Annotated in this window: 10 protein-coding genes; 7 read left to right on the plus strand and 3 right to left on the minus strand. The window is 42.4% G+C overall.

What is annotated here, in order from left to right; genetic code table 11:
* Positions 1–87: 87 nt before the first annotated feature.
* A complete protein-coding gene (locus tag RTN07_RS10130) occupies positions 88–1,002 on the plus strand; it encodes a bestrophin family protein (RefSeq protein ID WP_065253624.1) in 915 nt (304 codons plus the stop codon).
* A 120-nt stretch (positions 1,003–1,122) separates the two neighbouring features.
* Positions 1,123–1,680 (plus strand): 5-(carboxyamino)imidazole ribonucleotide mutase, encoded by a 558-nt coding sequence (gene purE / locus RTN07_RS10135; protein WP_095356172.1) that lies wholly within the window; start codon positions 1,123–1,125, stop codon positions 1,678–1,680.
* 40 nt (positions 1,681–1,720) lie between these two features.
* Here purE and RTN07_RS10140 read toward each other — a convergent pair whose 3' ends face one another.
* Both RTN07_RS10140 and RTN07_RS10145 read right to left on the minus strand, forming a co-directional pair.
* Complete coding sequence (locus RTN07_RS10140) at positions 1,721–2,383, minus strand: DUF3226 domain-containing protein (RefSeq protein ID WP_060995081.1); 663 nt, start codon at positions 2,381–2,383, stop codon at positions 1,721–1,723.
* Positions 2,383–3,456 carry an AAA family ATPase gene (locus RTN07_RS10145; protein WP_095356173.1) on the minus strand — a complete coding sequence of 358 codons (1,074 nt, stop codon included), beginning with the start codon at positions 3,454–3,456 and terminating at the stop codon, positions 2,383–2,385. The genes RTN07_RS10140 and RTN07_RS10145 overlap by 1 nt, the downstream gene beginning before the upstream one ends.
* A gap of 151 nt (positions 3,457–3,607) precedes the next feature.
* On the opposite strand from RTN07_RS10145, the gene RTN07_RS10150 reads away from it, so the two are divergent.
* From RTN07_RS10150 to RTN07_RS10160, 3 genes are read left to right on the plus strand one after another with little or no spacing between them, the layout of a single operon-like run.
* Positions 3,608–6,553, plus strand: a complete 2,946-nt coding sequence (locus RTN07_RS10150) for a valine--tRNA ligase (protein WP_312177823.1) — start codon at positions 3,608–3,610, stop codon at positions 6,551–6,553.
* A gap of 10 nt (positions 6,554–6,563) precedes the next feature.
* Positions 6,564–7,988 carry an AAA family ATPase gene (locus tag RTN07_RS10155; protein ID WP_065253627.1) on the plus strand — a complete coding sequence of 475 codons (1,425 nt, stop codon included), beginning with the start codon at positions 6,564–6,566 and terminating at the stop codon, positions 7,986–7,988.
* A 16-nt stretch (positions 7,989–8,004) separates the two neighbouring features.
* On the plus strand, positions 8,005–8,865 hold the full coding sequence (locus RTN07_RS10160) for a DUF4435 domain-containing protein (RefSeq protein WP_065253628.1): 861 nt from the start codon (positions 8,005–8,007) through the stop codon (positions 8,863–8,865).
* A 67-nt stretch (positions 8,866–8,932) separates the two neighbouring features.
* On the opposite strand, the gene polA is transcribed toward RTN07_RS10160, so the two are convergent.
* Positions 8,933–11,779, minus strand: a complete 2,847-nt coding sequence (gene polA, locus RTN07_RS10165; RefSeq protein WP_312177825.1) for a DNA polymerase I — start codon at positions 11,777–11,779, stop codon at positions 8,933–8,935.
* Positions 11,780–12,133: 354 nt separating this feature from the next.
* Here polA and RTN07_RS10170 point away from each other — a divergent pair, with 354 nt between their 5' ends.
* Together RTN07_RS10170 and RTN07_RS10175 are read left to right on the plus strand one after the other, a co-directional pair.
* The gene (locus tag RTN07_RS10170) at positions 12,134–12,949 is read left to right on the plus strand and encodes a thioesterase family protein (RefSeq protein ID WP_050325505.1); all 816 of its coding nucleotides are present in this window, start codon (positions 12,134–12,136) and stop codon (positions 12,947–12,949) included.
* A gap of 22 nt (positions 12,950–12,971) precedes the next feature.
* Entirely contained in the window at positions 12,972–13,625 is a 654-nt protein-coding gene (locus tag RTN07_RS10175) for a methyltransferase domain-containing protein (protein ID WP_312177827.1), read from the plus strand.
* Positions 13,626–13,676 lie beyond the last annotated feature (51 nt).

Raw genomic sequence — 13,676 nt, forward strand, 5'->3', positions numbered from 1 at the left:
ACTGGGTGTAACATAAATTAAAATATTTATTTAAAGCTTACGGCTAAAAATGATAGCCAGTGAGCAAACGATTAAGATGAGTTAGGTATGATTCGACGTCCGATTGAGCCGCTAAAGATGCTGTTTGTGATGCAAGGCTCGTATTTTAAACGGCTGATTGTGCCACAAGTTTTGTTGTTTATTTTCTCCTTTTTCATCTATTTTTATCAAACCCATATCGCCACCGAGCCTGTACCGCTCAATCCTTCGGTGTTTGCGATACTCGGTATCTCTCTTGCGATTTTCCACGGGTTTTGTAATAACGCAGCGTATGACAGGTTTTGGGAAGGGCGCAAGCTGTGGGGCACGCTGGTTTGGCTAAGTCGCAACATCGCCCGTCAAGTGATGACACTGCCGAATGTCAGTATGGCGGAAAAACAAGCCTTTATCCGTCATCAAATCGCTTTTGTCCACAGTCTACGCCAACAGCTGCGGAGTGAGGATAATACAGCAAACCTGCAGCGGCTATTAACGGTTGAAGAACAGCAAGCCGTGGTTGGGCAAAACTTTATTGCCTTACGCTTGACCCAAATCATGGGGCAGATGCTCGCCAACTGGCAAGCCGAGCAAAAAATCGATGTTTGGCAGTGGCAAAGCTTAGATAACACCTTGGGTGAAATTGCCCATATCCAAGCGGGCTGTGAACGCATTAATAACACACCGATTCCGTATGCCTATTTTGTGCTGCTGCATCGCACTGTGTATCTGTATTGCTTTATGCTGCCATTTGGACTGGGCAATGCGATTGGCTGGGTAACGCCATTTGTAGTCAGTTTTGTCGGCTACACCTTTATGGCGCTCAATGAAATCGTCGATGAAATCAGCGAGCCGTTTGGTACGGGGGAAAACGAATTGCCCTTAGGGATGATGTGCGATACGATTGAGACGCAGCTGGCCATGCTTAGTCATCAAAAATTTGCCCCTGAACAAAAGCCGCGAGTACCCGCCAATGTGGTGATATAGTTGCCTCATAGATTTTGATTTTCAAGGGTAAAAAATCATGCTATATTAAGTTTTAACCGTGCATTTCATGCACGTTTTTTTATTTTTAGTCCGTCAATTTTTTGGCAAAAGGAATTTTCCATGTCAGCAAGTCAGCCAAACGCCCAGACACACCAGCTACCACCACCCATCCCATCGCCACAAGGTCAAGCCAAAGTCGGTATCATCATGGGTAGTCAATCTGACTGGGAAACCATGCAAAACGCCGCGCAAATGTTAGCGGATTTTGGGGTGCCCTTTGAGTGTGAAGTGGTATCGGCACATCGCACCCCTGATAGATTGTTTGACTATGCCAAAACTGCCAAAGCTCGCGGCCTGTCTGTGATTATCGCAGGGGCAGGCGGCGCGGCGCATCTGCCCGGGATGTGTGCGTCTCAGACGGATTTGCCTGTACTTGGTGTGCCTGTCAAGTCCTCCATCCTAAGCGGTTGGGACAGTTTGCTATCCATCGTGCAAATGCCCAAAGGGGTGGCGGTGGGTACGCTTGCCATCGGGGCAGCGGGTGCGGCAAATGCAGGGCTACTGGCAGCGCAAATTTTGGCGATTGGTGATAGCACGCTTGCGCAAAAAATCAGTGATTTTCGCGCCAAACAAACCCAAACAATTTTGGATAATCCTGTGCCTGGTAAAATGGATTGATTTTAATAAAAACCGCCCTTTAAAATGGCGGTTTTTTGCTTTATCCAAATGTGGTAATAAGCCAGTTTTTAAAATTTTGGTAGGTAGCGGTGTTTGGGTCAGCTAGTGCCAAGGCTTTTGATAAATCTTGGGTGGGTTTTGATTGGGTGGCAAGCCATGTATAAATCCGTGCTTTATCCAGTGATGTGGTAGGATTTTTAAAATGGCTTGTTCCAAGGCTATGGATAAAGTTTTCGATTTGTCCAAAATGATTTTGTTCATTCGTTGGCATCGTCATTTTTATCCAAGTTTCGAGATAGCCTTCATCTTGATTATTTGGCATTAGCCAAACGCCAATTGGGTTATCGTAATCTAAATTTTCAAAATAAATACCTAATTCATCATTTTGTTGTGGGAATTGATAAAATCCTAATGGGTTTAATCGCTCGCTAATTTGCCGTAGATTTTGGGTTTTAATATCGGTTTTATCAGTAAAATCCATGTCAACCAAAATACCAATATGGCTTACTTGTCCTGTTTCTAAAAGTTTTACTAACCTTGGCAGCTGTTGCAATACTGCTTGTTTTGTCGTGTAGGCGGTTGGCTCAAGGTCTTGGGGTGTTGCTACGTCAATGTTTAATTGAAGGTTTAGATTTTCATGACGCAAAAAAGTTTGGATAAATAATTTATCTGATTCTGCTTCAACAATAAGGTGCTTTATCATTATCTAACCTCAATATTCATTTTGGTTAGATTGTATAAGTCATCTTCATCAAATACGGTGGCGATAAGTTTGCCTTTATCAGATTTGCGGACGCTGTGACCCATGCGAAATAGTACGCCTTCCATGTCGGTGCGGTCTTTGGCGACTTGGGAAAAACTTTCGATACAGTCCCAACTGTGGGTAGTGGCAAATACTTGGATGTTAAAGCGGTGGGCGAGTTCAAAGATAAGTTCCCAAACTTTGGGCTGAACGCTGTAATGTAGTCCGTTTTCAAATTCATCTATTAAAAGGATACTATTTTTTGACTTTGGAATTTCTAAAATAATCTGTAATAGTCTGAAAATTCCATCACCCATTTGATGTAATGGTATTCTTCTTTCAATATTTTTAAGTCTAACAAATGGTATTCTTGTTTCAGAATCCACCAAACTTAGAAAAGCCAAGTTAGTTATATCGCTATCAATCAACTTAAGCATTTCCAAAACTAAATTTTCATCATCTGTTAATGCAATTTTATCCCATGAAGAAGCAAACAAATTTAAGTCAATGTTATTAGTAGTGATATAACCAAAATTAAAAGCTTTCTTTTTCATATGATGTGAATTTTCGGACATATCCATAAATAAAGCTCTATTACTTATAGCTTTGACTTCAAAGTTCATAAAATTTCTATCATCAATAAAATAGGTAAATGAATATCCTTTTTCTCTATCTATGTCCAAATTATTATTTTTACCATTCTTAACATAACCAAAAGTTAAATAATGGCTTTGATTTCCAATATAAGTCCAATTCAAAAAGGGGTCTTCATTAGATTTACTTATAATATTTTCAATTGAAAATACCTTAGATTCTATGTCTTTTGTATTTAGATGACGATATACATTTCTATTATTTGAAATAAATAGCATTACTTCAGGATTAAACCCACTTGCTAATAAAGCTAAGGCTTCAAGAACAGTACTTTTCCCCGAATTATTTTTTCCCACAATCAAATTCACATGACCCAATTTCTCAATCGTCACATCTTCCAAAATCCGAAAGTTCTTAATCTTTAGAGAGTCTAAGTGCATAACGCAAACCTTACGAGTTATTAACCCATTTATTATTTTATCAACCGCTATCTTACCCACAAAATACTCTACAATCTAGGCAATTTACGGTAAAATCCGTTAATTACCTTTTTGACATTCCTTTCTTTTTTATTGTAAAAGTTGACCATCTATGAGCACGCAACATCAAATCGCCCAAGCCTTAACGTCTTTAGAAAACGCTTACAACCCAAGCGACGTCGAAAACGGCATGTACCAAGTGTGGGAAGACAAAGGCTACTTTCAGCCAAGCTATGATAAACAACAATCGTTTTCTATTGCGCTGCCACCGCCGAATATCACAGGCTCATTGCACATGGGGCATGGCTTTAACAATGCCATCATGGACACGCTCACCCGATATCACCGAATGCTGGGCGAAAATACCCTCTGGCAACCAGGTACCGACCACGCCGGGATTGCCACGCAAATGGTCGTTGAGCGTCAATTGAACGCCCAAGGCATCAAACGCCATGATTTGGGTCGTGAAAAATTCCTTGAAAAGATTTGGGAGTGGAAAGCCGAGAGCGGTGGCAACATCACTCGCCAAATCCGCCGTCTAGGTAGCTCGGTGGACTGGAGCCGTGAGCGTTTTACCATGGATGATGGCTTGTCCAATGCCGTCAAAGAAGTGTTCGTGCGTCTGTACGAAGATGGACTGATTTATCGCGGTAAACGTCTAGTCAACTGGGATACTAAGCTACAAACCGCCTTGTCGGATTTGGAAGTAGAAAACCATGACGAGAAAGGCTCACTGTGGCATTTTCGCTATTATTTGACCGATAAAAATGTCAAAACCCAAGACGGTAAAAATTACCTTGTCGTCGCCACCACCCGCCCAGAGACCTTGCTCGGTGATACCGCCGTTGCCGTGAACCCAGAAGACGCACGCTACCAGCACCTTATCGGGCAAACCGTGACGCTACCGATTACAGGTCGCATTGTGCCGATTGTGGGTGATGACAAGGCGGTGGACATGGAATTTGGCACAGGCTGTGTCAAAATCACGCCTGCCCATGACTTTAATGACTACGAAACAGGCAAACGCCACAATTTGCCGATGATTAATATCTTTGATAATTCAGCGCATATCTTGCCAGAAATGCAGATTTTTACTGATTTGCAAACCAAAGAGCCACAGCTTGAGACCACGCCTAGCGAGTATGCAGGACTTGAGCGGTTTGCCGCGCGTAAAAAAATGGTTGAGCAAAGCGAGGCTGAAGGCTGGCTTGAAGAAATCAAACCGCATGATTTAAAAGTGCCCAAAGGCGACCGCAGTAACACCATCGTTGAGCCGTGGCTCACCGACCAATGGTATGTGTCCATTGAGAAACTGGCAAAACCTGCCATCGAGGCGGTAGAAGACGGGCGCACCGAGTTTGTCCCTGCCCAGTACAAAAATATGTATATGGCGTGGATGCGCGATATCCAAGACTGGTGTATCAGCCGTCAGCTTTGGTGGGGACACCGTATTCCTGCGTGGTACGATGATGAGGGCAATATCTATGTCGGGCGTGATGAAGCGGAAGTCCGCCAAAAATACCACCTTGCTGATAGCCTAGCGCTGCGCCAAGATAGTGACGTACTAGATACTTGGTTTAGCTCGGCATTGTGGACGTTTAGCACCCTTGATTGGACAGGCGAGCTAAACTTTGACGACTATAGCCAAGCGCTCAAAACCTTCCACCCAACCAGCGTATTGGTCACAGGTTTTGACATCATTTTCTTCTGGGTTGCCCGTATGATGATGATGACCCTGTACTTCATCAAAGACAAAGACGGCAACCCGCAAGTGCCGTTTAAGACGGTGTATGTGCATGGCTTGGTGCGTGATGGACAAGGGCAAAAAATGTCCAAATCCAAAGGCAACGTACTTGACCCGATTGACCTGATTGACGGCATTGATTTAGAAACCCTAGTCGCCAAACGCACCACAGGTCTCATGAACCCCAAAGACGCGCAAAAAATTGAAAAAGCCACGCGCAAAGAATTTGCCGACGGTATCCCTGCGTTTGGTACGGACGCGCTGCGCTTTACTTTTACCTCCTTGGCAAGTACGGGACGTGACATCAATTTTGACCTCAAGCGCATTGAAGGCAACCGCAATTTTTGTAACAAGATTTGGAACGCCACCCGTTTTGTGCTGATGAACTGTGTCGATAAGGAAGGCAATGCGCTAAACATCGACAAAACCGCCAACACCGCACTGTGGGAATTGCCAGAGCAGTGGATTATGAGCCGTCTAAACTCCACGGTGAAAGCCATCCATGAGCACATGAGCCAGTACCGTTTTGACTTGGTGAGCCAAGATATTTATGAGTTTATCTGGAATGAATACTGCGACTGGTATGTCGAGCTTGCCAAATCGAGCCTAAACGATGAGTCGGTGAGTGCCGAGCGTAAAGCCCAAATCCGCTATGTGCTGCTCAACTGTCTTGAAGTCGCCATGCGCTTTACCCATCCGATTATGCCGTATATCACCGAGAGCATTTGGCAAACCATTGCCCCTATCATCGATAAAAAAGCGACTGACAGTATCATGACGGCTGCCTTCCCAACGGCGGATGATAGCCTAATCAGCCTACAGACCGAGCATGACATGACGTGGCTACAAGCGCTGATTGGGGCGATTCGTAACATCCGTGGTGAGATGAAGCTTGGCAATGCGGTGCGTCTGCCTGTGCTACTTGATAACATCAGCGATGAGGAAACCGCGCGCCTAAGCCGTATCGAAAATCAGTTTAAATCGCTTGCCAAAGTCGATACGCTGACTATTGTGAATGCGGGTGACGGTTCTGATAAAGAGTTACCGTTGTCGTCATCGAGTATGGTAGGGCAGTTAAAAGTGCTAGTGCCGATGAAAGGCTTGATTGACCCAACGGCGGAGCTTAATCGCCTTGCCAAAGCGCAAGAAAAACTTACCAAACAAGCTGAAAGTCTGCGTAGTAAGTTGTCTAATGAAAGTTTTGTGAGCAAAGCCCCTGCCAATGTGGTGGAAAGCGAGAAAGCGAAACTCGCAGAGATGGATAGCCAACTTGCCGAAATGAATAAGCAAATTGAGCAGTTAAAATCACTCTAAGGAATTTAATATGTTAAAAAAAATATTAATAAATGGTTTGTTTGGGGTTTTTAATTATGAAATTAAATTGAATGAAGACATAACTATCATTACTGCTCCAAATGGATATGGTAAAACATTTTGTTTAAAAATTATTCATTCAATTTATTCCTTTAATTATTTCTTTCTATTTAATCTGAATTTCAAGAGTATAACTTTTATTTCGAGTAATAAAGAGTTAACTGTAAGTAAAAAAGTAAAAATAAATAAGCAAGCATTAGATAGAACGCAGGAATCATTGTTTAATGAAGAGATTTTTGGTGTTGAAAACCATTTGAGATTTGGAAGTAAATATCTGAATGAAGGAGAAATATTTAAAGAGCATAGTAGTTTAGAATTTTCATTAAATGAAATAAATACTACAAAAAAACCTAAAAAGAAAGTCATTGAATTTAAGAGTTTTAGAGAAGATTTGGTTAATAATTTATATATTCTTCCTCATATCAGTAGAGTAGACGATGATGAGTGGATTGATCGTAGGTCTATGAAAAGATTAGACTTAGAGAATTTATTGAATGATTATGATGTAAGTTTACCTGTTAAATCTATCTTACCTGACTGGCTTGTTAATTTTTCGGAAAATACAGTTTCCTATTTCATTCAAGACCAAAGACTATTAAAGAAAGTCAAAAATGAGAGTAGAAGAGAAAATAGCTCATATGTTCAAACAATTCAAACATATGCTAAGGAGCTTAAAAGCCATATAGTTAGTGCAAGCCTTAAATTTTCTGCTATATCCCAAGAACTTGATTCAACTTTCCCAAGGAGATTAATTGATGATAATGAAATATCGTACAGACTTTCAACTCAAGAAGATATTATTAAAGAACTAAATGAATTACAAAACCAGAGAGAAAGATTAAAGAATTTTGATATTTTGCCAAAAAATAATAGTTTTGATGAGTTGATTAGACACGATAAAATTGAAGAAAATCATATTGGTGTTTTAAATTTATATATAGAAGATACTAAAACTAAGTTGTCTCAGTTTGATGATATATATAGCAAAGTAAATTTATTTGTCACAATGCTAAATGCTAAGTTATCTTTCAAGAAAGTTAAAGCTGATGCTGATAAAGGTTTTTACTTTATAAAGTATTTCAGTGATAGAGAAGATGATAATGATATTCCGCTAAGTTTATCTCAACTTTCTTCTGGTGAGCAACATGAAGTAGTTTTAATTTATGAGTTAATATTTAATATTAAGAAAGGAAGTCTAATTTTAATAGACGAACCTGAAATTTCTTTACATGTAGTCTGGCAGCAGCAGTTTTTAAGCGATTTAAAGAAAATAATGGATATTAATAAATCCAATGTAATTATTGCTACTCATTCGCCGCAAATTATTAATAATGATTGGAACAAAGTTGTTGATTTGCAAGATTTAAGTAAGTAAAGGGTTAAAGACGAAGATGAGTAGTATTCAAGAAAGTTATCAGCAAAGCCAAAATGTTTTTAATACTTTTAGACTCAATTTAAATCATCCACAAGGATATAAAAACCTTGCATTTTTGGAAGGGGATACAGATGTTAGGTTGTTTAGAAATTTTGTAGATTGCAACAAAACATGGTTATATGATTGTGATGGAAAAACAAATGTAAGCAAATTTCTTAATGATACGCCAAGTGATTTGATAGATAAGGTTATAGGTATACGTGATGCTGATTTTGCTCACATGAATGATGAAATCAAGTCTAAAATACACTCTAAAGTTTTATTAACAGATTATCATGATATAGAAATTATGATGATTTCGTCAGATGCGTTTAAGAAAGCATTGAATGAGATATATACAACTCAAAGGAAAGCTCTTGCAGAACAAGATATTATTAATCTTAAGAATTTTATATTGGATAGTATAAAATCTATAGGTTTATTAAGGTACGTAAATGAATTGTATAATTTAAATCTTAAATTTAAGAATTTTGACATTAATCCATATATGATTTTTTCCTCAAATATAATCAGTTTTGATATTGAAAAGATGTGTGAAGCCCTTTTGGTTCGCTCACCAAATTGTCCAGTTAGCCTTGATGATTTATTAACTAAATATAAAAGTTTTAGTGTTGAAGAATTTGATATACTTCAAATTTCTTGTGGACATGACTTTAGTAAAACTATAGCTATGTATTTTAAAAATTCACAAGATTTTAAAGGTAAAAATTACAGTTATGAAATTTTTGAAAAGGATCTCAGAGTAGGATATACATTTGAAATGTTCCAAAATACACTTCTATATGAGCAATTAAATACAATTGGTCTTTGTGCATGAAATAAAATATTCACTTATAAATTTAAAAAACCCGCAAAATCTGTGGGTTTTCTTTTACCTTTAAAAATTAATGCGCCTCATCCCAGTTATCACCAATACCCACTTCTACCACGAGCGGCACCGCAAAATTGACATCCCAGCCTTTGGCTTTTGCCGTTTTTGACAGCACATCTTGCATGGCGTTTTTTATCAACTCGGCAATCGCCTCGGCTTTATCCTCATCCGCTTCAAACACCAGCTCATCATGCACCTGTAATAGCATTTTGGCATGGTCTTGGGGCAATACCTCATTCACCGCAATCATGGCAAGTTTGATGATATCGGCAGCACTGCCCTGTAGTGGCGCATTAATCGCCGCGCGTTCTGCCGCTTGGCGCACGCCGCGGTTGGGGTGCTGCATATCGGGGGTAAATAGCTTACGCCCCAAAATCGTGGTGATATAGCCTTGATTTTGGGCAGCCGTGCGGGTGGCTTGCATATAAGCACGTACCGTAGGGTAGCGGGCAAAGTACAGCTTGATATAGTCTTGCGCTTGCTGGCGAGTAAAGCCCAACTGCTTGGCAAGCCCAAATTCACTCATGCCGTAGAGTAGCCCAAAGTTGACCGCTTTGGCTTGGCGGCGTTCTTCGCTCGTCACATCATCAAACGCCTTGCCCAAAATCTCAGCGGCGGTGGCGCGGTGAATGTCATGCCCTTCCTGAAACGCGCGGATTAGCACAGGATCATTGGCAAAGTGTGCCATCAGCCGAAGCTCGATTTGCGAATAGTCGGCTGATAGCACTTTGCGACCTTTGGGGGCAATAAACGCGCCACGAATGAGCCGCCCAGTATCGGTGCGAATCGGGATGTTTTGCAAATTCGGCTCAGTCGATGACAACCGTCCTGTGGTCGTCAACGCTTGATGATAACTGGTATGCACACGGTCATTGCTGTCTGCCACATTTGCCAACGCGTCTGTGTAGGTGCTTTTAAGCTTAGACAGACTGCGATGCTCAAGCACAGTTTCAATTAGCGGATGGTCGATGGTGGCAAGCACTGCTTCACTGGTGGAGTATTGCCCGGTTTTGGTTTTTTTACCGCCTGCAATGCCTAAGCGGTCAAACAGCACTTCACCCAACTGCTTTGGACTGGCAAGGTTAAAGGTTTCGCCCGCTTGCGTAAAGGCGACTGTTTCAAGTGCTTGGATTTTTTCATCAAAGCGCGCGGATAGTTCTCCCAAAAACGCTTTATTGAGCAAAATCCCATCATGCTCCATTTGGCATAGGATTTGGGCAACAGGGATTTCTAGTTCATGGAGCAGCTTGGCGTTGTTCGGTTCGGCTTTGAGTTTTTCGCTAAACAGTTCAAATAACTGATAGGTGATATCAGCGTCTTCACAGGCGTAGTCACTTGCCACGTTTAAAGGGACTTTGTCAAAGGTGATTTGCTTGGCGCCTTTGCCTGCCACATCTTCAAAAGTGATGGTTTGGGTATGTAGATAGTGACGTGCCAAGTCGTCCATACCGTGACGGGTAGCAACGGCGTTAATCACATAGCTGGCAAGCATGGTATCCATTGCCCAGTTGCTCGGCTCGTTGATTAAGTCGATATCATAATTTGCCAAAATATGCGCGTCGTATTTTAAGTGCTGACCGATTTTGCCGATTTGTGGATTTTGCAAAATCGGTTTTAACTGGGCTAAAACATCGTCGCGGGCAAGTTGTTCAATCCGATTGCCCATCTCATCAACGTGGGCAACAGGCACATAATAGGCTTCATGCGATTGCAGCGCAAACGACAAGCCGACAAGCTCGGCATGTTGCCAATTCACATCGGTGGTTTCGGTATCAATGACAAAATGCTTTGATGCGCCAAGGCGTTGGATTAACGTATCAAAATCGGCTTGGCTGGTGACAGTATGCCACTGCTTGTTGGCAGTATTTTTGCTATCTTGGCTCGCTTTAATCGCTTCCACCACAGCATTTTGAGTAGACTCAGCGGCTTTAAAATTGCCGTTATTGGATGGGTGAAAAGGATGATTGAGCGACGCGATTTCACTTTTAAATTCCAGTTCGGTAAAAATTGCGCGTTTTTCTGCTATGTTAAAACTTGGGTCTGTCGGTAGCCGCAACGTCTCCCAGTCAGGCACGATATCAAGGTCAGTGATAATGGTCGCCAAGCGTTTATCCAGCGCAATGCTGTCGGTGCTTTGCAAAAAGGTTTGTTGTTGCTTGCCTTTTAACTGGTCGACATTGGCAAGGATATTGTCAATGCTGTCGTATTGCTCAAGCAGTTTTTGCGCGGTTTTTGCGCCGATGCCTGCGACACCCTTGATACCATCAGACGCGTCGCCCATGAGGGTGAGATAGTCGATGATTTGACGCGGCTCGACGCCAAATTTTTCTTTGACCCCTGCCATGTCATAGCGTTTGTCATCAAAGCTGTTTTCCACGATGACGCAAGGATTGACCAATTGGCACATGTCTTTGTCGCCTGTGGAGATGATGACATGATGACCTTCTAGGCAAGCACGGTGGGCGAGTGTGCCGATGATGTCGTCAGCTTCTACGCCTTCAATCGCGAGTAGCGGTATGCCCATCGCTTGTATCATCTTGTGAATGTAAGGGATTTGCTCGGCAAGTTCGGCGGGCATTTCTGGGCGGTCGCCCTTATAAATAGGGGAAAGCTTGTGGCGAAAGGTGGGCGCTTTGGTATCAAACGCCACCGCCATGTGGGTTGGGCGGTATTTTTCCATCAGTTTTTTGAGGGCGTTGAGCGTGCCGCGGATGGAGTTGGTGTGCAAGCCTTGGGTGGTTTGCATGGTGACAGGCAAGGCGTGAAAATTGCGGAACATATAATACGAGCCGTCCACCAAGATAAACGGCGGCTTATCGGTGTTGATGTGATCGGTATCAAGTAGGGCAGTTGCAGTCATAGGATTACTTATCTTTATGTTGTTAAAATATGGTGTCAAAATACAGGCAGTATCAAAATATAAGACAGTGTCAAAATATAGGGAAAAATTTTATATTATCCGCGTATTATACTGGCTTTTTGCGGCTAATCGTTAAGCATTTCAAACTCATTCATTAGCCGAAGGTGGATAGATTTTGGCGGATGCCAATCGGGGTTATGCTAAGCAAGTGCCAAGTTTGGCGGGTCGTCATGGCGGCAACTTTGCAAAAATTCCACCAATAGCCGATAGCCAATGTGCTACAATTTTTTAGCAATTTTAGGCGTTTTACCAATTTTTAGGCACAACCAATTTTTAAGCAAAAAAGGGAACTTTATGGGCAATACCTATTACACACTGCTTGACCGCACCACGACCGATGATATCACCACATCAAACTACCGCTGCAATATCCACTGCCAAGGCGCATGGAATGACAACGAACAACACATGGCGGCAGCGACAGGACTGTTGGCTTACGAGCTTGAACAATTCAAACCGCGCAGTGATATGCGTATCGGGCGCATCAGTCTGGATATTTTTGGGCTGATTCATTTTGGCGATTTTAGCGTGACCACCCACATTATCCGTCCGGGTCGCACTATCGAACTGGTCGAAACCACCATGGCAGCCAATGGCAAAACCTGTATCGTTGCCCGCGCGTGGCGTATGCAAACCAGCGACACATCAGAGATTGCAGGGCTGGAAGATGAGCGAATTGGTCATCCAGAAAGCTACCCGAACTGGGACGGCATGAAGCATTGGGGCGGTGGCTATATCGACAGTATTTATCTCAAAGCCGACCCCGACAACCGCCAAGGCGATGGCATCGTGTGGATCAATACCGATATCGACATGGTCGAAGAGAACGGCGAAGTAAAGCCCACCTCCGACTTTGTGCATTTGATGGGCATGGTCGATACTGCCAATGGTGTGGTACCGCGTATTCACCAACCCAATACCATTGAATGGTTTTTCCCCAATTTAGATTTGCAAATCCATCTGCACCGTATGCCCGTTGGGCGTTGGCTGGGACTTGAGACCGTGCAACAATTTGGGGGCGATGGCGTGGGTCTGACCAGTAGCGTGCTACATGACGCACACGGCGCATTTGGTCGTAGCGAGCAAATTTTAACCATTCGAAAAGCCTAAAAAACTATCAGGAGCAGCAATCATGGAAGATAACAACACGCTAAGTCAACACTCGGTCAACGACGCCGAATTTTGGCAAAAACGCTATGATGATGGCTATACTGGGTGGGACATCGGTAAAGTTTCGCCACCCCTGCAAGCCTATATCGAGCATTTACTCGACAACGGCGTGAGTAAATCGGTACAGATTTTAATCCCAGGGGCGGGCAACGCCTACGAAGCAGGCTATCTTCATGAACAAGGTTTTAGCCATGTTTATGTGGTGGATTTTGCTAGGCTGCCTTTGGATAATTTTGCCAAGCGCTATCCCAGTTTTCCCAAAGCGCACCTGCTACAAGCGGATTTTTTTGGCTTAGACCCTGCGCAGTATCAGTTTGATTATATTATTGAGCAGACGTTTTTTTGCGCGATTGACCCCAGTAGACGCAGCGATTATGCCAAGCAAATGCAAAAGCTCCTCAAACCCACGGGTAAATTGGTGGGCGTGTTGCTAGATAAGCATTTTGAAAGCAGTCCACCGTTTGGTGGGGATAAGCAAGAATATGAAACATTATTTCAGCAGTTTTTCACCATTGATAAACTGGCGCCTTGCTATAATTCAATTAAGCCCAGACAAGGTAGCGAATTATTTTTTATCCTAAGCCAAAAGAAGGTAGAGAACGCAGGTGTCCTCTAAGAACCTGTATTCATAAATAAAAATAATATATTTCATTAAATATATTAACTT

Source organism: Moraxella sp. CTOTU46934, assembly GCF_031979465.1.
Classification (GTDB): Bacteria; Pseudomonadota; Gammaproteobacteria; order Pseudomonadales; family Moraxellaceae; genus Faucicola; species Faucicola tetraodonis.

Bases quoted from the DNA above. Each gene is read 5' to 3' on its own strand.
- polA (WP_312177825.1), bottom strand. From the start codon at position 11,779: ATGACTGCAACTGCCCTACTTGATACCGATCACATCAACACCGATAAG.
- RTN07_RS10130 (WP_065253624.1), top strand. From the start codon at position 88: ATGATTCGACGTCCGATTGAGCCGCTAAAGATGCTGTTTGTGATGCAA.
- RTN07_RS10145 (WP_095356173.1), bottom strand. From the start codon at position 3,456: ATGCACTTAGACTCTCTAAAGATTAAGAACTTTCGGATTTTGGAAGAT.
- RTN07_RS10175 (WP_312177827.1), top strand. From the start codon at position 12,972: ATGGAAGATAACAACACGCTAAGTCAACACTCGGTCAACGACGCCGAA.
- RTN07_RS10140 (WP_060995081.1), bottom strand. From the start codon at position 2,383: ATGATAAAGCACCTTATTGTTGAAGCAGAATCAGATAAATTATTTATC.
- purE (WP_095356172.1), top strand. From the start codon at position 1,123: ATGTCAGCAAGTCAGCCAAACGCCCAGACACACCAGCTACCACCACCC.
- RTN07_RS10170 (WP_050325505.1), top strand. From the start codon at position 12,134: ATGGGCAATACCTATTACACACTGCTTGACCGCACCACGACCGATGAT.
- RTN07_RS10150 (WP_312177823.1), top strand. From the start codon at position 3,608: ATGAGCACGCAACATCAAATCGCCCAAGCCTTAACGTCTTTAGAAAAC.
- RTN07_RS10155 (WP_065253627.1), top strand. From the start codon at position 6,564: ATGTTAAAAAAAATATTAATAAATGGTTTGTTTGGGGTTTTTAATTAT.
- RTN07_RS10160 (WP_065253628.1), top strand. From the start codon at position 8,005: ATGAGTAGTATTCAAGAAAGTTATCAGCAAAGCCAAAATGTTTTTAAT.